Origin of the sequence: Burkholderia sp. LFS061 (assembly GCF_047978125.1) — a bacterium.
GTDB lineage: Bacteria > Pseudomonadota > Gammaproteobacteria > Burkholderiales > Burkholderiaceae > Burkholderia > Burkholderia pyrrocinia_C.
Genome location: NZ_JBFPFS010000051.1, coordinates 1 through 20,942 on the forward strand (window position 1 = coordinate 1; position 20,942 = coordinate 20,942).

At 68.4% G+C, this 20,942-nt stretch carries 15 protein-coding genes; 4 read left to right on the forward strand and 11 right to left on the reverse strand.

The features are described 5' to 3' along the window. Positions 1-671: 671 nt before the first annotated feature. Positions 672-4,244: an indolepyruvate ferredoxin oxidoreductase family protein gene (locus tag ACNQQL_RS30675; protein ID WP_347067920.1), complete on the forward strand. Its 3,573-nt coding sequence runs from the start codon at positions 672-674 to the stop codon at positions 4,242-4,244. Positions 4,245-4,382: 138 nt separating this feature from the next. Here ACNQQL_RS30675 and ACNQQL_RS30680 read toward each other — a convergent pair whose 3' ends face one another. Both ACNQQL_RS30680 and ACNQQL_RS30685 read right to left on the reverse strand, forming a co-directional pair. Beyond that, positions 4,383-6,077: a glycoside hydrolase family 1 protein gene (locus ACNQQL_RS30680; RefSeq protein ID WP_347067922.1), complete on the reverse strand. Its 1,695-nt coding sequence runs from the start codon at positions 6,075-6,077 to the stop codon at positions 4,383-4,385. Between the two features lie 191 nt (positions 6,078-6,268). Then, entirely contained in the window at positions 6,269-7,936 is a 1,668-nt protein-coding gene (locus ACNQQL_RS30685) for a Na+/H+ antiporter (protein WP_347067924.1), read from the reverse strand. A 296-nt stretch (positions 7,937-8,232) separates the two neighbouring features. On the opposite strand from ACNQQL_RS30685, the gene ACNQQL_RS30690 reads away from it, so the two are divergent. The 3 genes from ACNQQL_RS30690 (at position 8,233) to ACNQQL_RS30700 (ending at position 10,527) form a co-directional block, all read left to right on the forward strand. Beyond that, entirely contained in the window at positions 8,233-9,519 is a 1,287-nt protein-coding gene (locus ACNQQL_RS30690; protein WP_072437423.1) for an EAL domain-containing protein, read from the forward strand. Positions 9,520-9,559: 40 nt separating this feature from the next. Further along, entirely contained in the window at positions 9,560-9,718 is a 159-nt protein-coding gene (locus tag ACNQQL_RS30695) for a hypothetical protein (RefSeq protein ID WP_347067926.1), read from the forward strand. 83 nt (positions 9,719-9,801) lie between these two features. Beyond that, a complete protein-coding gene (locus ACNQQL_RS30700; protein WP_347067928.1) occupies positions 9,802-10,527 on the forward strand; it encodes a copper homeostasis protein CutC in 726 nt (241 codons plus the stop codon). Between the two features lie 140 nt (positions 10,528-10,667). Here the strand turns inward: ACNQQL_RS30700 and bioB are convergent, their stop codons facing one another. The 9 genes from bioB to aceK all read right to left on the reverse strand — a co-directional run bounded on the left by bioB (position 10,668) and on the right by aceK (position 20,737). Next, a complete protein-coding gene (gene bioB / locus ACNQQL_RS30705; RefSeq protein WP_347067930.1) occupies positions 10,668-11,687 on the reverse strand; it encodes a biotin synthase BioB in 1,020 nt (339 codons plus the stop codon). Between the two features lie 41 nt (positions 11,688-11,728). Next, positions 11,729-12,448: a dethiobiotin synthase gene (gene bioD, locus ACNQQL_RS30710; RefSeq protein ID WP_347067932.1), complete on the reverse strand. Its 720-nt coding sequence runs from the start codon at positions 12,446-12,448 to the stop codon at positions 11,729-11,731. Next, entirely contained in the window at positions 12,445-13,635 is a 1,191-nt protein-coding gene (gene bioF, locus ACNQQL_RS30715) for an 8-amino-7-oxononanoate synthase (protein ID WP_347067934.1), read from the reverse strand. The genes bioD and bioF overlap by 4 nt, the downstream gene beginning before the upstream one ends. Beyond that, a complete protein-coding gene (gene bioA, locus ACNQQL_RS30720) occupies positions 13,635-14,978 on the reverse strand; it encodes an adenosylmethionine--8-amino-7-oxononanoate transaminase (RefSeq protein ID WP_347067936.1) in 1,344 nt (447 codons plus the stop codon). The genes bioF and bioA overlap by 1 nt, the downstream gene beginning before the upstream one ends. Positions 14,979-15,468: 490 nt before the next feature. Continuing rightward, entirely contained in the window at positions 15,469-16,743 is a 1,275-nt protein-coding gene (locus tag ACNQQL_RS30725) for a dienelactone hydrolase family protein (protein WP_347067938.1), read from the reverse strand. A 107-nt stretch (positions 16,744-16,850) separates the two neighbouring features. Continuing rightward, complete coding sequence (locus ACNQQL_RS30730; RefSeq protein WP_347067940.1) at positions 16,851-17,288, reverse strand: YchJ family protein; 438 nt, start codon at positions 17,286-17,288, stop codon at positions 16,851-16,853. A gap of 39 nt (positions 17,289-17,327) precedes the next feature. Continuing rightward, positions 17,328-18,005 (reverse strand): SDR family oxidoreductase, encoded by a 678-nt coding sequence (locus ACNQQL_RS30735; protein ID WP_072437405.1) that lies wholly within the window; start codon positions 18,003-18,005, stop codon positions 17,328-17,330. Between the two features lie 90 nt (positions 18,006-18,095). Further along, positions 18,096-18,863: a carbonate dehydratase gene (gene can / locus ACNQQL_RS30740; protein ID WP_034179177.1), complete on the reverse strand. Its 768-nt coding sequence runs from the start codon at positions 18,861-18,863 to the stop codon at positions 18,096-18,098. A gap of 56 nt (positions 18,864-18,919) precedes the next feature. Next, entirely contained in the window at positions 18,920-20,737 is a 1,818-nt protein-coding gene (gene aceK, locus ACNQQL_RS30745) for a bifunctional isocitrate dehydrogenase kinase/phosphatase (protein WP_347067943.1), read from the reverse strand. Between the last annotated feature and the right edge of the window lie 205 nt (positions 20,738-20,942).

Genomic DNA, 20,942 nt, shown 5'->3' on the forward strand with positions numbered 1-20,942 from the left:
CCCTCGGGCCGCTGCCTGACGCGCTAAAGTTTGTCTTTTCTTTTTCATCGGCATATCCATGGCCTTTACACCTCATGATATGCCTCGCCCACGAAATCACGGATAGGTCCATATCCACCGCCGAAATCCACTCGCCGCGCTGTGAATTTCAACGGTGAGCATCGGCGCCCGAGCGAACCGGATACCGATTTCGGATGTGGACATCCCTCCCCCAACGCCACTCGAAACGCTGTGCGTTCGAACGGTGAGCGCGCGAGCCCGATCGGCTGAAGGGCGCAGCATTGTGGACATCCCGCGCCCCCGGCCAATCGGAATGCTGTGCATTTCAATGGTGAGGGTGACCGCCACCGACCGCTGAAACCCTTGTCGCACGAGGCGCGAGCGCCCGCCGCCGCGCCGGCCGGCTGTCTTCGGGCCCGCACCGGTTGTTCCCGCAAACCACCCGGCCGTCCCGACACCCCGCCCATCCCGCTCCGCCGCCGCGCGCGAAAACTCTCTCAAATCCCGATAAAAAGCTGCGCAGTTTTTCTCGCTGCGGGCCCGCCCGAGCAAGAAGAGAAAAAACATTCTCGTCTGCGCGCGAAAAAATAGAGCCATTCGCTGCCGCCGGTCACGCGTCGTCCGACGCCCCGCCGCGCAGCCCAGAACAGCACAATCAGGAGACTTCCCCCATGACCGCCCGCTTGCCCGTCGACGGCCCGCCCGCCCTGTCCGACTACCGCCTGACCGACAACCTGACCGCGACGCGCGGCCGGATCTTCCTGACCGGCACGCAGGCGCTGGTCCGCCTGCTGCTGATGCAGCGCACGGTCGACACAGAACAGGGGCTCAACACGGCCGGCTTCGTCAGCGGCTATCGCGGCTCGCCGCTCGGCATGGTCGATCAGCAGTTGTGGAAAGCGCAGAAACTGCTCGACGGCAGCGGCGTGCGCTTCCTGCCCGCGATCAACGAGGAACTCGGCGGCACGGCCGTGCTCGGCACGCAGCGTGTCGAGGCCGATCCCGAGCGCACGGTCGAGGGCGTGTATGCGATGTGGTACGGCAAGGGCCCGGGCGTCGATCGTGCCGGCGACGCGCTGAAGCACGGCAATGCGTACGGTTCGTCGCCGCACGGCGGCGTGCTCGTCGTCGCGGGCGACGACCACGGCTGCGTATCGTCGTCGATGCCGCACCAGAGCGACTTCGCGATGATCGCGTGGCACATGCCGGTCGTGAACCCGGCGAACATCGCCGACATGCTCGAATTCGGCCTGTACGGCTGGGCACTGTCGCGCTATTCGGGCGCCTGGGTCGGCTTCAAGGCGATTTCGGAAACGGTCGAGTCGGGCTCGACCGTCGACCTCGACGGGCTGCAGACGCAGTGGCCGGCGCCGGCGGGCTTCACGCCGCCGCCGGGCGGCCTGCACAACCGCTGGCCCGACCTGCCGAGCCTCACGATCGAGGCGCGTCTCGCCGCGAAGCTCGACGCGGTGCGCCATTTCGCGCGCACCAACAGCATCGACAAGTGGATCGCGCCGAGCGCGCAGGCGAACGTCGGCATCGTCACCTGCGGCAAGGCGCACCTCGACCTGATGGAAGCGCTGCGCCGTCTCGACCTGACGGTGGCCGACCTCGACGCGGCCGGCGTGCGGATCTACAAGGTCGGCCTGTCGTATCCGCTCGAGATGACGCGTATCGAGACCTTCGTCGACGGGCTCGCCGAAGTGCTCGTGATCGAGGAGAAAGGCCCCGTCATCGAGCAGCAGATCAAGGATTACCTGTACAACCGCACGGAAGGCGCGCGTCCGCGCGTGCTCGGCAAGCACGACGCTGCTGGCGCCTGCCTGCTGTCCGAACTCGGCGAGCTGCGCCCGTCGCGCATCCTGCCGGTGTTCGCCGAATGGCTCGCGCGGCACAAGCCGGCGCTCGACCGCCGCGAACGCGTGGTCGATCTCGTCGCGCCGCAGATCCTGTCGAACGAGGCCGACGCGGTGAAGCGCACGCCGTACTTCTGCTCGGGCTGCCCGCACAACACGTCGACGAAGGTGCCGGAAGGCTCGATCGCGCAGGCCGGCATCGGCTGCCACTTCATGGCGTCGTGGATGGAGCGCGACACGACGGGGCTGATCCAGATGGGCGGCGAGGGCGTCGACTGGGCCGCGCACGCGATGTTCACCAACACGAAGCACGTGTTCCAGAACCTCGGCGACGGCACCTACTTCCACTCGGGCATCCTCGCGATCCGCCAGGCGGTCGCCGCGAAAGCGAACATCACGTACAAGATCCTCTACAACGACGCGGTAGCGATGACGGGCGGCCAGCCGGTCGACGGCAGCATCTCGGTGCCGCAGATCGCGCGGCAGGTCGAGGCGGAAGGCGTGTCGCGCTTCGTCGTCGTGTCCGACGAACCGGAGAAGTACGACGGCCATCACGGGTTGTTCCCGAAGGGTACGACGTTCCACCACCGCAGCGAACTCGACACGGTGCAGCGCGAGTTGCGCGAGACGCCGGGCGTCACCGTGCTGATCTACGACCAGACCTGCGCGGCCGAGAAGCGCCGCCGCCGCAAGAAGGGAGAATTCCCCGACCCGGACAAGCGCCTGTTCATCAACGAAGCGGTGTGCGAAGGCTGCGGCGACTGCGGCGTGCAGTCGAACTGCCTGTCGGTCGAGCCGCTCGAGACGCCGCTCGGCCGCAAGCGCCGCATCGACCAGTCGTCGTGCAACAAGGACTATTCGTGCGTGAACGGTTTCTGCCCGAGCTTCGTGACGGTCGAAGGCGCGGCGCTGAAGAAGGCCGCGGGTGCCGCGTTCGACGAAGCGGCGCTCGCCGTGCGTGTCGACGCGCTGCCGGTGCCGGCGACGCATCTCGACGCGGCGCCGTTCGACATGCTCGTGACGGGCGTCGGCGGCACGGGCGTCGTGACGGTCGGCGCGCTGATCAGCATGGCCGCCCACCTCGAAGGCAAGAGCGCATCGGTGCTCGACTTCATGGGCTTCGCGCAGAAGGGCGGCTCGGTGCTGTCGTTCGTGCGGATCGCCGCGAGCGACCGATGGCTGAACCAGGTGCGCATCGACACGCAGCAGGCCGACGTGCTGCTCGCGTGCGACATGGTCGTCGGCGCGAGTGCCGAAGCGCTGCAGACGGTGCGTCACGAGCGTTCGCGGATCGTCGTCAACACGCACCGGATCCCGAACGCGTCGTTCGTGCAGAACCCCGACGCGAACCTGCATGCGGACGCGCTGCTCGAGAAGATGCGTCACGCGGCCGGCGACGGCTACCTGTCGAGCTGCGACGCGCAGGCGCTCGCCGCGAAATTCCTCGGCGACTCGATCGGCGCGAACATCCTGATGCTCGGCTACGCGTGGCAGCTCGGCCTCGTGCCGGTGTCGCTCGCCGCGATGATGCGCGCGATCGAGCTGAACAACGTCGCGGTGCCGATGAACAAGCTCGCGTTTTCGATCGGCCGGATGGCGGCCGGCGATGCGGCGGGCCTCGATGCGTTGTGGAACGCGCGTCATGCGGTGGCCGCGCACGCCGCGCCGGAAACGCTTGCCGAACTGATCGCCGATCGCGAAGCGCGTCTCGATGCGTACGGCGGCGCGCGCTACGTCGAGCGCTACCGGGCGCTCGTGAACGCGGCGGCCGCGAAGGGCGACGACGCGTTGACGCGCGCGGTCGCAACGACGTTCTACCGGCTGCTCGCGGTAAAGGACGAATACGAGGTCGCGCGGCTCTACGCGGACGAGGCATTCCGCACCGCGCTCGAAGCGCAGTTCGAAGGCGTGCCGGGTCAGGCCTATCGCGTGAAGTTCAACCTTGCGCCGCCGACGGTCTCGAAGGCCGGCCGCGACGGCGGCGTGCCGAAGAAGCGCGTGTTCGGCCAGTGGATGTGGCCGGTGTTCGGCATGCTGGCGCGCGTGCGCAGCCTGCGCGGCACGTGGCTCGATCCGTTCGGCCGCACCGTCGAGCGCAGGATGGAACGCGCGCTCGCCGACGACTACGAGACGACGCTCGCCCGTGCGCTCGCCGCGACGACGGCCGGCAATGCGGCGCAGGTCGCGCAGCTGGCCGACCTGCACGCCCGCGTGCGCGGCTTCGGTCACGTGAAGGTGCGCAACCTGGCCGGCGTGAAGCGCGCGGAGCGCGAGCTCGCGCTGCAGCTCGGCATCGACGCGGCGACGAGCGCGGCCGTGCAGCATGCACTCGACGAGATGAAGGGCGCGGGCATGCTGAAGGGGATTCCGGTCGTCGTCGCGAAGTAACGCGAGCGCGCGGCGTGGCGATTCGCTCAGGGGGGACCGGGGGACGACGCGCCCGCGCGACGGCTGGCGGGGCGCTGCGAGCAGGCGGGCGCGTTGGTTCGCGGGCCGCCTGCTTGCCTGCCTGCGCGCCTGCGCCGCCTACGCGACGCGATTGCCGGCGATGCAGCGCGAGTAGTACGCGAGGCTGCGTTTCGGCAGGCGTTCCTGTGTTGTCGGGTCGACGTGGATCAGCCCGAATTTCTTTGCGAAGCCGCTACCCCACTCCCAACTGTCCATTCCTGCCCAGCAGAACAGCCCGCCGAGGCGAACGCCCTGCCGATACGCATCGTGCGCGGCATTCAGGTAGCTCGCGAGGTAGTCGATACGCGAGCCGTCGTCGACGATGCCGCCGCTCGGCGCCGGCTCGGCGATCGCGAATCCGGTCTCGGTGACGAGGATGCGCGGCGCGCCGTAGTCGTGGTGGACGCGCAGCAGCATCTCGGACATCCCGTACGGCTCGACCGGGTATCCCATCGTCTGTATTTCGTTCGCGGGGCTGGCAGCCAGCGCGAAGCCCGCGCCGTTGGCGCCGGCCTTCACGTAGAAGCAGTTGTAATACTGCACGCCGAGAAAATCCGGGTTTGCCGCGATCGTCGTCATGTCGCCCGGCTGGACAAGCGGCGCCAGCGCCGCCTGCAGTTCGGCCGGATAGCCCTTGCCGTACAGCGGGTCGAGAAACGCGCGATGCCAGATCGCGTCGAACTGCGTGGCGGCGGCCTGATCGGCGGCCGCACTCGTTGCCGCATGCACCGGACGCCCGCTGATCGTAGTGCCGATCTGCGCCGCGCCCTGCACGTTCGAGCGCACGGCCTGGAACATCAGCCCCTGCGCGAGGTTCTGATGGTGGATCGCGGCGAACATCGCGCCCATGGACTGCGCGCGCGGCGGCGACGCGCCGTACGCGTAGCCGGAAAGCGCGACGCCGTTGGGCTCGTTCAGCATCATCCAGTGCTTGACCCGGTCGCCGAGTCGGCGCGACACGATCTGCGCGTAGTCGGCCAGCCGGTACGCGATGTCGCGGTCGCGAAAATCGCCGGCCCACACCGGGATGTCCCAGTGAAACAGCGTCAGGTATGGCGTGAGGTGCTGCTCCAGCATCGCGTCGACCATGCGATCGTAGGTGGCGAGGCCCGCTTCGCTCGTCGCGCCGGCGGCGTCCGGCTGCACGCGCGGCCACGCGGTCGAGAAGCGGAAGGCCTGGACGCCCGCGTTCGCGAGCAGCGAGAGGTCGCCCGGGTAGCGCTTCTCGAATTCGATGCAGCGCGCATTCGTCGAGCCGTCGGCGATCGTGCCGGGCTGGTCGGCGAACACGTCCCAGTTGCTGCGCCCGCGGCCGTCGCGGCTTTCGATTTGCGGCGCCGCGGTGGCGACGCCCCACACGAAGTCGTCGGCGAAGCGGGCGGAGGCGTCGATGGAGTCGATCGAATCGCCGCCGCATGCGGACAGCATGCCACTGCCGAGCATGGCGGTGCCTTGCGCAAGAAATCGTCGGCGGCTTTGACGCGATATGGGTTTGATCATGGGTTTGCCCATTTTGCGGCGAACGGCATCCGCATTTTTGATTAGGATTGCGATGGATGAGGAGCGGGGCGTGGCGAAATGCGCATGCGCCGGATCAATGAGTCCGGTCCTCGACATTCGCTGAAGATGTATCTGACGATCGAGTTGGATGGAATCGTCCGGCTCGGCCCGCAACAAATAATAGGGATATATTGTGTACGTTTTTTTAAACGGGCCGCCGACCGGAGGGCGAAGTGCTAGCCGGCTGACACCGCTGCCGGAAATGCGAAACAAACGGCCTTTGCGGCACGATGCCGCCGCCGACCGGCTGCGAACGCATCGGGCCAAAACAAAAAGGCTGAGCCCCGTGTGACACGGGGCTCAGCCCTGGGTTGCCGCCGGTCGAATTCCGGCTTCGGGAGAGGGGGGCCAGCCCCGCGTTGCACGTGACGGGCGTCGCAACAGGCCGCTGCGCTGCTCCACCGTCAGAGAATGCCTTTCTTGCGCGTCGACAGCGCGGTTTCCGACAGGTCGATCTCGCGGATCAGCTTCGTCAGCGTCTCGTCGGAAATCTTGCTCTCGCTGCGCATCCGGTACAGCACCGAGCGTTCCGCGCGCACGGCCGCGATCCGCATCTGCAGCTCCATCGTTTCGCTCTGCTTCGCTTCCGCGCGCGGCGTGGGGCCGTCCTCGGCGAGCGCGGCGAGCCGGCGGCGGTACTGGTCCATCACGCGCGCGGAGATGTCCGCGCAGCGCGCGGCGCCCGATTCGTCGAGATCGGCCGAGATCGCGTCGTGCGACGAGTCGATCGCGCGGATCGCGGCCTGCGCGGCGGCCGCGCGTGCGGTGCGTTCCTCGTCGGCGAGCGGGTTGCGCGACGAGCGCACGCCGCGCAGCAGCAGCGGCAGGCCGATCACCGCGACGACGAGCGAGCCGAGGATCACGGCCGACGCGACGAAGATCGCTGTGTCGCGCCCGGGGAGCGGCGCGCCGTCGGCGAGCGCGACCGGGATCGACAGCACGCCGGCGAGCGTGACCGCGCCGCGTACGCCGCCGACCGTCATCACCGCGATCGTGCGCACGCCGGCCATCGTGCCCGCGAGGCCCTGGCGCGCCGCGCGGCGGCTCGCAATCCAGCGCAGCAGCCAGACCCACAGGAAGCGGATCGCATACAGCGCGATCATCATCGCGCACACGTTGAAGATCATCCGGCCGACGAGCGCGTCGCTCGTATGGTGCGCGTCGACGAGCGCGCGGCCGATGATGTGCGGCAACTGCAGCCCGAGCATGATGAACACCATGCCGTTGAACACGAACTCGATCATCGCCCACGTGCTTTCGGCGCGCACGCGCGACGCGACGGTGCTTTTGCGCGAGAAGCTCGTGTAATTCATCATCATCCCGGCCGACACGGCCGCGAGCACGCCCGACAGGTCGAGATGCTCGGCGAACAGGTAGGCCGCGAACGGCACGAGCAGCGTCATCACGATGCCGGGGGCCGGGTCGCCTTCCTGCTCGGCGTTCAGGAAGCGCGTCGACAGCGCGCTGAACCCCCACGACACGATCGCGCCCGTCGCGAGCCCGCCGGCGGCGACGATCACGAACGTGACCGACGCGGCGCGCAGCGAGAACACGCCGGTCAGCGCGGCCGCGATCGCGAACTTCAGCGCGACGAGGCCCGACGCGTCGTTCATCAGCGCCTCGCCTTCGAGGATGTGCATCAGTTGCGGCGGGATCCTGCCACGGCCGGCGATGCCCGACAGCGCGACCGCGTCGGTCGGCGACAGCACGGCCGCGAGCGCGAACGCGATCGGCAGCGGCAACTCGGGAATCAGCCAATGCGCGAAGTAGCCCACTGCGAGTACCGTCATGAACACGAGCCCGAATGCGAGCATCAGGATCGCGCGGCGCTGCAGGTACAGCTCGCGTTTCGGAATTCGCCAGCCGTCCGCGAACAGCAGCGGCGGAATGAACAGCAGCATGAAGATTTCGGGATCGAACGTGACGTGCAGGTTGAACTTCGGCCACGCGAGGATCGCGCCGAATGCGATCTGCATCAGCGGCAGCGGCAGTTGCAATGGCAGGTTGCGCGTGACGGCGCCGGACAGTGCGACGGTCAGCAGCAGGATCAGGACTGTGAAGACGATTTCCATCGATACGGCGAATGCGGCGAATGAAACGATCGTACGGAGTGTAGCGTGCCGCAGTGACGGCTGCGCTCAAGCGGCCGGTGCGTGCGCACGAAAATGGTGCGTCGGATGCGCGCCACGCTGGTGCGGCAGCCCCGCTCACCCGCGCGGCGCATGGGTTGTTTGCTCCTTGCACGGAGCTTGCTTGATGCTGGGCAGCCGTCCGGCACCGACCGGACAACCGAGGGTCCAACCAAGACATTGCGCGCGCCGTCCGTTTCGTCGGTCGGCGCGTTCGAGTGCTTCACCAGGAGGAAGGTATGACGATCGTGCAACAGGAGCGTCCGGCCGCCGCGTCGCCGTACCGGTTCGAGCGGGAGATGAGCTCCGGCCTCGAACGTCTGGCGACGCAGCATCGCGACCTGACGCTCACGACCGTGTTCCAGCCGATATTCAGCCTGTCGCACCAGCGTGCGATCGGCTACGAGGCGCTGTTGCGCGCGCACGATGCGCTCGACCGCCCCGTGTCGCCGCTCGACGTATTCGGCGAAGCCGCGCGCCAGGGCGAACTGCTGCAGCTCGACCGGCTCGCGCAGGCGCTGCATCTCGAAAACTTCGCGCTGTTCGGCGCCGAGCGCGAGTGGCTGTTTCTCAACGTCCATCCGGGCGTGCTCACCGACCCGTTCCAGGCGGCCGCGCTGCTGGCGAACCTGAAGCGGCTCGGCATGCCGCCGCGCCGCGTCGTGCTCGAAGTGCTCGAACAGCGCGCGGACGACGTCGAGCGGCTGGCCGAGGCCGTGCGCGAATTCCGCACGCATGGCTTCCTGATCGCGCTCGACGATTTCGGCGCCGGCCACTCGAATCTCGAGCGGATCTGGCAACTGAACCCGGACATCGTGAAGCTCGACCGCATCATGCTGTCGCACGCGGCGCACCGCACGGGGCTCACCGCGATCCTGCACGGGCTGGTGACGCTGCTGCACGAGGCCGGCAAGCTCGTGCTCGTCGAAGGGATCGAGACCGAGCACGAGGCGCAGATCGCGCTGTCGTGCGAGGCCGATTTCGTGCAAGGCTACTACTTCGGCCGCCCGGCGCCGGGGTTGCCCGACAGCGCGGCCGCGACGGCCTGCATCGGCGAGCTGACCGAGCGCTTTCGTCAGCAAACCGAAGCGCGCGAGCGGCGCGACGCGCAGCGAATCGCGCCGTACCTGCGCGCGTTCGAGCGTGCGGCCGAGCGCCTCGCGGCCGGCGAACCGCTCGACGAGGTGTGCTGGAACTTCCTCGCGCTCGACGCGGCCGCGCGCTGCTTCCTGCTCGACGCGCACGGCCGGCAGTCGGGCCGCAACGTCGTGCTGCGCGCCGATCGCGCGCTGAGCGAGGCGCGCTTCTCGCCGCTGGCGGACGCGCAGGGCGCGAACTGGCTGCGCCGGCCGTATTTCCGCTCGGCGATCGCCGAGCCGGGGCGCGTGCAGGTCACGCGGCCGTACCTGTCGATCAACGAGGCGCAGCCGTGCGTGACGCTGTCGGTCGCCGTGCGCGTCGGCGATGCGCAGCGCGTGCTGTGCGGCGATATCGACTGGGGCGACGACGAGGCGGACGCCGGCTAGCATCGCGCTGCTCGTCGCGACCGCGGCCACCGCGTTCGGGATGATGGGCTGGGCGTCGCTGCTGCTGTCGCCAGGGATCGTCGACGTGATGCAGCAGCAGGGCGTGGACGTGAACGCGCGGATGTTCCGGTTCGCGCCCGGTGCCGTGGCGATGGCGTTGTCCGCGCTGGCCGGTGTCTGGCTCGTGCGGCGCGGCTGATACGCGCGGCGGCCGGCACGCTGGCGCCCGTCGCGCCGCTCGGCTAGGATGCGCGAATTGTCCTGACGAATCGCGAGCCGCCGATGAACCGAAACGCCGCTTCCTCCGTCCTCCTCGAAGTGATCGCCACGACCGTCGGCGATGCGAAGGCCGCCGCCCGCGCGGGCGCCGACCGCCTCGAACTCGTGACCGCGATCACCGAAGGCGGGCTGACGCCGAGCGTCGGCCTGATCGAGGCCGTCGTGGCCGCCGTGCCGATTCCCGTCAACGTGATCGTGCGCCCGCACAGCCGGTCGTTCGTCTACGACGCCGACGACCTGCGCGTGATCGAACGCGACGTGCGCGCGGCCGTTGCGGCCGGCGCGAACGGTGTCGTGTTCGGCGCGCTCGACGCGCGCGGCGACGTCGATCTCGGCGCACTGGCCCGCATCGCCGCCGCCGCGGATGGCCGCGCGCTGACGTTCCACCGCGCGTTCGACGTGTCGCGCGACCTCAACGCCGCGTTCGACGCGCTGCTGCGCGTGCCGGCCGTCACGTCGGTGCTGACGTCGGGCGGCCATCCGTCGGTGCTCGACGCGGCCGCGACGATCACGCGGATGGTGCGGCACGCGGAAGGGGCGACGTGCACGGTGCTGGCCGGTTCGGGGCTCACCGTCGATGCGGTCGGCGATTTCGTCCGGGCCACCGGCGTGCGCGCGGTGCATTTCGGCTCGGGCGTGCGGCCGCGCGGCGAGGTGCTGGCACCCGTCGACGCACAGCTCGTCGAGCGGGTGCGCGCGGCGCTCGACGGCGCGGCGGCACACGTGTGACGCTCGACGGCGTGCGCAGGCGCGTCGAGAAGACCGTGATCCGAGCCGCGAAAAGCAACGCGGTGCAGACGATCGGGTGAAAAAAGCCGGGGCATGCCCCGGCTTTTTCGTTCGCAGGCTCGGCCCGACGGCCGTTTCGCTTACGCGTTGTCCGACAGCGCGTCGGCCTGGCTCGCGCGGATGCCGAGGCGCTCGAACAGCGCGCGGTCGCGCTGCGTCTGCGGGTTGCTCGTCGTCAGCAACTGGTCGCCGTAGAACATCGAGTTCGCGCCGGCGAGGAAGCACATCGCCTGCATCGCGTCGTCGAGCTGCTCGCGGCCGGCCGACAGGCGCACGACGGCCTTCGGCATCGTGATGCGCGCGACCGCGATCGTGCGCACGAATTCGAACGGGTCGAGCGGCGCGGTGCCTTCGAGCGGCGTGCCTTCGATCGCGACGAGGTTGTTGATCGGCACCGATTCCGGATACGGGTTCAGGTTCGCGAGCTGCGAGATCAGGCCCGCGCGCTCGCGGCGCGATTCGCCCATCCCGATGATGCCGCCGCAGCACACGTTGATGCCCACGTCGCGCACGCGGTCGAGCGTGTCGAGGCGGTCCTGGTACGTGCGCGTCGAGATCACCTGGCCGTAGAACTCCGGCGACGTGTCGAGGTTGTGGTTGTAGTAGTCGAGGCCCGCGTCGGCGAGCTGCTGCGCCTGTTCGTCCTCGAGCATGCCGAGCGTCATGCAGGTTTCGAGGCCGAGCTCCTTCACGCCGCGCACCATCTCGGTCAGCGCCGGCATGTGGCGCTCTTTCGGGTTGCGCCACGCGGCGCCCATGCAGAAGCGGCTCGCGCCGTTCGCCTTCGCCGCGCGCGCGGCGTCGAGCACCGTGTCGACGTCCATCAGCTTCTCGGCCTTCAGGCCCGTGTCGTGATGCGACGACTGCGAGCAGTAGCCGCAATCTTCCTCGCAGCCGCCCGTCTTGATCGACAGCAGCGTCGACAACTGCACCGCGTTCGCGTCGAAGTGCTCGCGATGCACCTGCTGCGCGCGGAAGATCAGGTCGTTGAACGGCAGTGCGAACAGCGCGACGACGTCGGCGACGCGCCAGCGCTGCGGGGCCGGTGCGGCCACGGGAATCGCGTCGGGTTGCACGGCGGCGGTCTGGGCTTGGGTCATTTCGTTTTCCTGTCCTGGGCGGGATTGAGGGATCGGTTGGGTCAATGCTGCGCGGCGCGCAGCGACTCGACGAGCGCGGCGATGTCGAGCATCGCCGCGGCGGATTCGGGAGCGGCCGGGCTCAGGTGCGCGATGCGGCCGAGCAGCGGCGCGCGATGCTCGCGCACGAGCCAGTCGCGGATCGTTGCGACGTTCTCGTCGGCGAACGACATCGCCGGGTCGACATGGTTCGCGACCCAGCCCGCGAGCGTAAGGCCGCGTTGGCGAATCGCGTCGGCCGTCAGCAGCGCGTGGCTGATGCAGCCGAGCCGCACGCCGACCACCAGCACGACCGGCAGGCCGAGCGCGACCGCGAGATCGGCCGTGTCCTGCGTGTCGTTCAGCGGCACGCGAAAGCCGCCGACGCCTTCGACGACGACGATGTCCGCACGCGTCAGCGCTTCGCGGTGGCACGCGACGATCGTGTCGAGGTCGAGCGTCACGCCTTCCTGCGCGGCGACGATATGCGGCGCGGCCGGTGCTTTCAGCAGGAACGGCGTGCGCAGTTCGGGCGGCAGCACGACGTTCGCGGCCGCGTCGAGCTGGTCGGCATCCTCGTTGTGCCAGACGCCGTCCCGTTCGTACGCGCCGGCCGCGACCGGCTTCAGTGCAGCCGTACGCAGGCCGTGCCGCGCGAAGCCGTGCAGCATCGCGGCCGATACGAAGGTCTTGCCGATTTCAGTGTCGGTGCCGGTGACGAACAGCGAGAGCGGCGCCGTCATGCTGCTGCCTCGCTGGCTTCGATCAACGCGGTTTCAAGCCGCGCGAGATCGTCGAACGAATGCGCGGCCGACAGCGACACGCGCAGCCGCGACGTGCCGACGGGCACCGTAGGAGGCCGGATCGCGGGTACCCACAGGCCGTGCGCGTCGAGCGCGCGCATCGCGGCGAGCGTCGCGTCGTTGCTGCCGATCACGAGCGGCTGCACGGCCGTGTGCGAATCGACCGGCTGCCAGCGCGTGTTGCGCAGCAGCGCGCGCGCGCGCTCGATCAGCGCGGCGAGATGCGCGCGGCGCGCGTCGCCTTCGTCGCCCGCGATCAGCTTCAGGCTGGCCGAGACCGCATGCGCGACGGCCGGCGGCGCGGCCGTCGTGAAGATGTAGCTGCGCGCGCGCTGGATCAGCCATTCGATTACGGTCTCGTGCGCGATGACGAACGCGCCCGCGACGCCGGCCGCCTTGCCGAGCGTGCCGACGTAGACGAGATTCGGCGAACGCAGCGCGGCGGCCGCAAGCGCGCCGCGGCCCTGCGGGCCGAGCACGCCGAAGCCGTGCGCGTCGTCGACGACGAGCCATGCGCGGTGGCGTTCGGCCAGCGCGACGAGTTCGGCGAGCGGCGCAATGTCGCCGTCCATGCTGAACACGGTGTCGCTGACGATCAGTTTCGTTTCGGCATCCGATGCTTCGAGCAGCGCGGCGAGCGCGGCCGTGTCCGCGTGCGGGTAGACCTGCACGTTCGCGCGCGACAGCCGCATGCCGTCGATCAGCGATGCGTGGTTCAGCGCGTCGGAGAAGATCGTCGCGCCTTTGCCGGTGAGCGCGGTCATCGCGGCGAGGTTCGCCATGTAGCCGGTACTGAAGTACAGCGCGCGCGGTGCGTCGGAGAAGCCGCCCGCGAAGCCCGCGAGTTCGTCCTCGAGCTTTGCGTGCGCGCGCGAATGGCCGCCGAGCAGGTGCGAGCCGCCGCTGCCGGAACCGTAGCGCTGCGCGCCTTCGGCGAACGCGGCGACGAGCACCGGGTGCGCGGCGAGGCCGAGGTAGTCGTTGCTCGCGAAGCCGACGATCTCGCGGCCGTCGACGGTCATGCGCGCGTCGCACGCGGTGTCGGCGATGCGGCGCACGCGGCGCAGCCCTTGCGCGTCGAGATCGGCGAGGCCGCGCTGCAGCGTGTCGAGCAGGGATGTCGTCATCACGAGATCTCCGCGAGCGTTGCGTCGAGCGTGTCGCGCGTGCGCTGCGCGAGCCACGCGATGTCGTCGTCGCTCATCACGTACGGCGGCATCAGGTACACGGTCGTGCCGATCGGGCGCAGCAGCAGTTCGCGTTCGAGCGCGCGTTCGAAGAAGCGCCGCGAGAAACCGCGCGCCGCGTCGCCGTCGAGCGCGACGTCGAATGCGAACAGCGTGCCGCGTTCGCGCAGGTGGCGCACCTGCGGGTGCGCATCGAGCGGTGCGAGCGCGGCGCGCATCGCGGCCGACTTGCGCGCGTTTTGCGCGAGCACGTCGTCGCGCGCGAACAGGTCGAGCGTTGCGACCGCCGCGCGGCACGCAAGCGGGTTGCCCGTGTACGAATGCGAGTGCAGGAAGCCGCGCGTCGTGTCGTCGTCGTAGAACGCCGCGAACACGTCGTCGCGCGTGAGCACGAGCGACAGCGGCAGGTAGCCGCCGCTGATGCCTTTCGACAGGCACATGAAATCGGGCCACACGCCGGCCTGCTCGCATGCGAAGAAAGTACCCGTGCGGCCGCAGCCGACCGCGATCTCGTCGGCGATCAGGTGCACGCCGAATTCGTCGCACAGCGCGCGCAGCCCGCGCACGTACGACGGATCGTGCATCGCCATGCCGGCCGCGCACTGCACGAGCGGCTCGACGATCAGCGCGGCGATCCGGTCGCCGCGTTCGACGAACAGGCGCCGCACGTCCGCGAGCGCGCGGCCCGCGATGTCGGCGGCCGTCTCGCCCGGCAGCGCGCCGCGCGCATCGGGCGACGCGACGACGTGCGCATGGCGGATCAGCGGGTCGTACGCGTCCTTGAACAGCGCGACGTCGGTCACGCCGAGCGCGCCGATCGTCTCGCCGTGATAGCTGTTCGCGACGCAGACGAATTCCTGCTTGTTCGCGCGGCCGCGGTTGCGCCACGCGTGGAAGCTCATCTTCAGCGCGATCTCGACCGCCGACGCGCCGTCCGACGCGAAGAACGCATGGCCGAGCGTGCGCGCGGTGAGCGCGTGCAGCCGCTCGGCGAGCTCGATCGCGGGCTCGTGCGTGCAGCCGGCGAGCATCGCGTGCTCGAGCGTGTCGAGCTGGTCCTTCAGCGCTGCGTTGATGTCCGGGTTCGCATGGCCGAACAGGTTGACCCACCACGAGCTGATTGCGTCGAAGTAGCGACGGCCTTCGCGGTCGTACAGCCACACGCCCGCGCCGCGCGCGACCGGGATCAGCGGCAGGCGTTCGTGGTGCTTCATCTGGGTGCAGGGATGCCAGACCGCGCGCAGGCTGCGCGCGACCCAGTCGTCGGTGGCTGGCGTACTCAAGGCAACTCCGAAGGGTAAAACGGCCGCGCGGCATCGACGGGATGCCGCGCGGCAGATTCGAAAACGCGCTGAGATTAGCGTGTTCCGCGACACGTTGCACTAGCGGTTACAAACGTCGCAAAGCCTTGCCGGGCGGGAGTTCGGCGCAGATCGGGGCTACTCGGAACGGTACGGTTCAGATGCCCTGAAATGAGCGCAGATAGCGACGTTCGAGTGACACCCCCCGACAGAGAAAATCGCGGGACGGGGCGCGGTGCGGTCGCGAAAAATCGGGGATCGAAGGGGGCCGGCAAAACGGGGCGATGCCACGCGCGAACCGCGGCGGCGGAATGGTCTGCTGAATCCGGGGGATCAGGCTGCCGGAACGGCAGGCGGTGGCGTGATGGCGCGAACGCGCGAATACGGCGGCGCGCGATGCGATCGCGCACGGAAGAATGAGGCGGTAAGTGGAAGGGAGGCGAAAAAGGCGCGGCGTACGGCCCGCCGCGCGTCAGCGCGAAGCCAGCGCGTGCGTATCGGTGTCGTGCGTGCTGCTGTCGCCGTTGTCGGCCGTCTGCGTCGTGTTTGCGTTCCACACGACGCGGTCGTTGACCGCATACAGCCGGCACGCGCCCGCGCCCTGTTTCGCGCAGTTGTCGAGCGCGAGCGCCATCGGGTCGTCGCCGCCTTCGGCCCACGACCACGCGCCTTCCGACGACACCGCGAACGCCCGGCTGGGATGCTGGTTCAGGAAGCGGCGATAGCCTTCGCGGCCGGCTTCGTCGACATACGGCACCGCGTTGACCGCGTCGATGGCCGCATAGCCGGTGGCCTTCGGTTCGTGTGGGTTCGCGACCGCGTAGCGCACCGAGGTCGGCAGGTTCAGCTTCTCGAGGAACGCGTTGACGGCCGGCCACCAGACCGGCACGCCGTCGCGATCGACGATCAGCCGGTGCGCGTCGTCCTTGTAGCGGCCGAAATCGATGAACTGGGCCTGCGTGCCGTGCGACACGTACGCGTCGTGCATTTGCGCGACGAGCCCGGGCGTCCACACCGAATCGTTGTCGCCGTACAGCCACAGCGACCGCACGGCCGTGCGTGCGCCGTACTGGTCGAATGCATCGACCAGGTTGCGCTGCCAGCCGTCGCAGAGGTCCTGGCGCAGCCCGCCGGAGAAGTTGATGATGCCGCGCACGCCCGGTGCGGCTTCGGTGCCGTACGCAACCGATACGAGGCCGCCGTGCGACGTGCCGGCGACGACGATGCGCGACGCATCGACATACGACTGGCGCGACATATAGCGCACCGTCGCGTCGACGTCGGCGGCCTGCGCGAGGCCATTCTTGCCGACGTTGCAGCCTTCCTGCTGGTAGGTGCCGCCCGAGCCGGCGAAGCCCTGGCGGTTCGGCGCGATCACCGCATAGCCGCGGCGCACGAATTCGCGTGCGAACGCGAGCGGCCGGCTGCGCGGCTGTAGATGGAGATCGCCGGTGTTCTTGCCGTGGTTGAAGACGACGAGCGGGAACGGGCCGGGGCCGTCCGGCTTGAAGAGCGTCGCCTCGAGCGTGACGGAGCCCGAAGCATCGGCCGGAATGCGGAGGATCTGTTCGTTGAGGCCGGCCGCGACCTGCGGCAGGTTCGAGCCGCCGTAATCGAAGCGTTCGGCGTGGGCGAGCGACCCGCTTGCGGTGCCGGCACCCGTATTTGCGTTCGGCAGCGTACCGGCCTGAGCGGCCGACAGCGCACCGGCCGCCATCCATCCCACCAATACCTTGCTGAACGCCATTCGTAAGCCCTGCCATGCAACATGACCAATCTGACGGCCATCCTAGCCTGACAAAATCAGGTTGTGCAATGCGGGAATTACCCGGCGTCTGACACAGCAACTATTTGTCAGCGGTCGCTTACTTCGCCGTCGACATAGCGCCAGAAACCGTGCTCGTCGCGTTCGAAACGGCTCGTCTCGTGAAGCCGGTACGCGCGTCCGCCAACCTTGTAGCGGGCCACGAATTCGACCTCAGCGTGCCGTTCGTCGAGCGGCACATGGCGTTTTACCGCGAGGCCGAGCCAGCGCGGCGCGTCGGGCGCCTCGGGGTCGGTGTCGAGATCGGGCGGGCAGGTGCGCGCGGCCCATGTCGCGCGCAGGTAGCCGGTCGCGCCGAGCACGTACGCGCTGTACCGCGAACGCATCAACTCGAGCGCGGTCGGCGCGGCTTCGCCGCCGTCGATGAAGCGGCCGCAGCAGGCCGCGTAGCGCGGGGCCGGCGCTTTGCCGGCGGGAGCAGGGGACGCGCCGCCGCACGGGCACGTGTCAGGTCGGTTCAAAATCATGCGAAACGGGAATTAACGACGCTCGGTTGTGACCGCGGCTTACCAGTTCAGCTCGATGCCGTCGTACTGGAAGAAACGGCCGTTTGCCTGCGACACGTCGGCGCCGGCTTCGGCGATCACGCGGCGCATGCCGGTCACGCTGGTTTCCGGATCGATCGCGGCCTGCGCGCCGCCCATGTCGGTGCGCACCCAGCCGGGATGCAGCGAGATGCACGCGGCGTGGCGCGTCTGCAGCGACGCGATGCGCAGCACGTCGTTCAGCGCCGCCTTGCTCGCGCGGTACAGCCAGCCGGTCGTGCCGGTCGCCTCGGCGATGCTGCCCATCCGGCTCGACACGACGGCCAGCACGCCGCGCGCATCCTCGACGAGCGGCAGCAGGATCGGCAGCAACTGCATCGGCCCGCGCACGTTCGTATGCATCACCGCGTCGAAATCCTCGGCGGCGATCGTCTCGACGCCTTCGGTGCGCGGCCCGTAGACGCCCGACACGAGCACGGCCGCATCGAGCCGTTCGCCGTCGAGCTTCCAGCCGAGCGCCGCGATCTGCTCGGGCTGCGCGATGTCGAGCGCATGCGCTTGCGCGCCGAGCGCGCGCAGCGCGGCGAGCGACGCTTCGTCGCGCGCGGTGGCGATCACGTTCCAGCCGTCGCGCCGGTATTGCCGGACGAATTCGCGGCCGAGGCCGCGCGATGCGCCGACGATCAGTACGGTTTTCATGTTCGCCGCTCCGTTGCAGTGCCGTGGTGACGGCGTCAGGTCAGTTCGATCCAGGTTGCCATTGTGTCGCCGCCGACGCGGAACGCGTGCTTACTCCGCGTCCGTGCAAGGCTTCAGGGTATCGACCACCGCCTGCGCGACTTCGTTCATTTGCGCGGCATCGGCGGCGACCATGTCGTTGTCGGGCGCATGCTGGCCGCCAGCGGTCAGCGCGGCGACGCAGCGCTTGTAGGTTTCGTCGAGCGCTTCGAAGTTCGACACGGCCATCCCGAGGTTGCGCATCCGGCCGTCGTGCACGCCGTACACGAGCCCGTGCACGGTGAGCGACTGGCCGCGTGCCCATGCGTCGTTGACGATCGTCGTGCGGCACACGTTGACGACCTGCTCGATCGCGTTCAGCTCGATCAGGCGGCGATAGCGCGCCTCGCCCACCGGCCACTCGTCGAGCAGCGCCGCATGGCGCTCGCGCACGTCCTGCACGTGATGCAGCCAGTTGTCCGCGAGGCCGACGCGGCGGTTGTGCAGCGCCGCGTTCACGCCCGAGCAGCCGTAGTGGCCGACGACCATGATGTGCTTCACGCGCAGGATGTCGACCGCGAACTGGATCACCGACAGGCAGTTCAGGTCGCTGTGCACGACGACGTTCGCGATGTTGCGGTGGACGAACACTTCGCCCGGCGGCAGGCCGATGATCTGGTTCGCGGGCACGCGCGAATCGGAGCAGCCGATCCACAGATATTCCGGCGCCTGCTGGTCGGCGAGGCGCGTGAAGAACTCGGGATCGTCGGCGAGCTTGCGCCTGACCCAGGCGTCGTTGTTGTCGAACAGGTGCGAGAGCGGGTTGACTGGGGTGTTCATCGGTGTGGAATCCGTTTTCGGAAATCGGGTCGATATCGGGTTCGGTGTAACCGGCGTCAGGCAGCGCGCTGCGCGTCGCCTTCGCCGTCGTTCTGGTCCGTCGCGCCGAAGCGCTCCGGGTAGCGCACGCAAAAGCGCAGCGCGACGTCGTACGGATGAAAATCGGGCAATTCGCCCTGCAGCAGCTTGTCCTTGCTCGTCTGCCACAGCACGGGATCGAAAAAGTCCGCGTGATGCTTCATGAATACGTCCCGCACGCGCGGGTCGCCGAGCAGGAACGGCCCGTAGGTCTCCGGAAAGATGTCGTGCGGGCCGACGGTATACCACGGTTCGCCGGACATCTCGTCTTCCTCGTTGCGCGGCGCCGGCACGCGGCGCACGTTGCAGTCGGTCAGGTACTCGATCTCGTCGTAGTCGTAGAACACGACGCGGCCGTGGCGCGTGACACCGAAGTTCTTGTACAGCATGTCGCCGGGGAAGATGTTCGCCTTCATCAGCTCCTTCACCGCGTTGCCGTACTCCTTCACGCCGTGCTCGATGTCCGCGTCGGTGCCGTTCTGCAGGTACAGATTCAGCGGCGTCATCCGGCGCTCGATGTACAGGTGCTTGATCACGAGGTTGTCGTCCTCGTATTCGAGCAGCGACGGCACTTCCTTCTCGAGCTCGCGCACGAGCGCATGGTCGAGCCGCGCGAGCGGCAGCGCGACGCTCGAATACTCGAGCGTGTCGGCCATCCGTCCGAGGCGGTCGTGGCGCTTCACGAGCTGGTACTTCTCCATGATCTGCGCGCGCGTCGTTTCCTTCGGCGGCGGGAAGTGATCCTTGATGATCTTGAACACGTACGGGAACGACGGCAGCGTGAACACGAGCATCACGAGGCCCTTGATCCCGGGCGCGACGATGAAGCGGTCGCTCGAGTGCGACAGGTGGTGCAGCAGGTCGCGGTAGAACAGGTTCTTGCCCTGCTTCTGCAGGCCGACCGACGTGTAGATTTCCGCCTTCGGCTTGCCGGGCATGATCGTGCACAGGAAGTCGACATACGCGGAGGGCACGCCCATGTCGACGAGGAAATACGAGTGCGAGAAGCTGAAGATGATCTGCAGCAGGTCGCGGCGCAGCAGCACGGTGTCGAGCGCGAGCAGGCCCGGGCGCACATGGCGGATCGGCACCGCGAACGGCAGCACGCGATCGGCATTGATGATGCGGCCGACGATGTATGCGCTCTTGTTGCGGAAGAACAGCGACGACAGCACATGGATCTGGAAATTCGGCGCGGCGTCGAAGTGGCCGAATTCGTCGTGGATCGCCTGCATCACGCACGCGGTGTCGCGCTCGAGATCCTCGAACGGCGGCTCCAGCTGAAAATTCGTGACGATGCGCTCGAGCGTGACCGCGAGCCCGTCGGTGCCCGGGTAGTACGCGCGGTAGGTCGGTTTCGCGGCCGGTTCGTCGTTCTCGAGATACTCGGTCGAGATCGCCGGGCGCACGAAGATGAAATCGTTGTTGAAATACGAGCGGTGCAGGATCTTGCAGCACACCGAATTGAAGAACGTCTCCGCGCACTCGGGCTGACGGTGCGACGTGAGCAGGCCGATATAGTGCAGCTTGATCTGCTGCCAGACTTCGTCGTCGATGTTCTCCGCGTCGTATTCGTCTTCCAGCACCTCGACGCACTCCTGCACGCGATCGTCGTACGACGTGATCCGTTCGCGCGCGAGCCGCTGCAGCCCGTGCCAGTCGGCGCGCTCGTACAGCGTCTTCGCGTCGACGGCCGCTTCGCGGAAGATCCGGTAGTGGCGGTCGAAGTTTTCGAGCATCGTCTGCGCGACGTCGAAACCGATCTGCGACGACAGCAGTTTGGGGAAGTGATTCATTGCGTGCAGGCTCGTTCAGGAGGGGCTGTAAGCACTCGCCATTTTAGCGCCCAAGCGGGCGGATCAAAGACTTTGCGGCGACGCGTGGCCGGTCGGCAAGCTGCGGGTTATCCGTCGTTGGGTGCCGTTCGGTGCATCTTCGCGTAAAGATACGGGTACGGAACCGATTCTGGCACGAACTTTTTTGACGGGCCGGCGGCCGCCG

Excerpts from the sequence above, each read along its gene's own strand:
- ACNQQL_RS30675 (WP_347067920.1), top strand. The coding sequence starts at position 672 with ATGACCGCCCGCTTGCCCGTCGACGGCCCGCCCGCCCTGTCCGACTAC.
- ACNQQL_RS30685 (WP_347067924.1), bottom strand. The coding sequence starts at position 7,936 with ATGGAAATCGTCTTCACAGTCCTGATCCTGCTGCTGACCGTCGCACTG.
- ACNQQL_RS30690 (WP_072437423.1), top strand. The coding sequence starts at position 8,233 with ATGACGATCGTGCAACAGGAGCGTCCGGCCGCCGCGTCGCCGTACCGG.
- ACNQQL_RS30695 (WP_347067926.1), top strand. The coding sequence starts at position 9,560 with ATGATGGGCTGGGCGTCGCTGCTGCTGTCGCCAGGGATCGTCGACGTG.
- ACNQQL_RS30700 (WP_347067928.1), top strand. The coding sequence starts at position 9,802 with ATGAACCGAAACGCCGCTTCCTCCGTCCTCCTCGAAGTGATCGCCACG.
- bioB (WP_347067930.1), bottom strand. The coding sequence starts at position 11,687 with ATGACCCAAGCCCAGACCGCCGCCGTGCAACCCGACGCGATTCCCGTG.
- bioD (WP_347067932.1), bottom strand. The coding sequence starts at position 12,448 with ATGACGGCGCCGCTCTCGCTGTTCGTCACCGGCACCGACACTGAAATC.
- bioF (WP_347067934.1), bottom strand. The coding sequence starts at position 13,635 with ATGACGACATCCCTGCTCGACACGCTGCAGCGCGGCCTCGCCGATCTC.
- ACNQQL_RS30725 (WP_347067938.1), bottom strand. The coding sequence starts at position 16,743 with ATGGCGTTCAGCAAGGTATTGGTGGGATGGATGGCGGCCGGTGCGCTG.
- ACNQQL_RS30730 (WP_347067940.1), bottom strand. The coding sequence starts at position 17,288 with ATGATTTTGAACCGACCTGACACGTGCCCGTGCGGCGGCGCGTCCCCT.
- ACNQQL_RS30735 (WP_072437405.1), bottom strand. The coding sequence starts at position 18,005 with ATGAAAACCGTACTGATCGTCGGCGCATCGCGCGGCCTCGGCCGCGAA.
- can (WP_034179177.1), bottom strand. The coding sequence starts at position 18,863 with ATGAACACCCCAGTCAACCCGCTCTCGCACCTGTTCGACAACAACGAC.
- aceK (WP_347067943.1), bottom strand. The coding sequence starts at position 20,737 with ATGAATCACTTCCCCAAACTGCTGTCGTCGCAGATCGGTTTCGACGTC.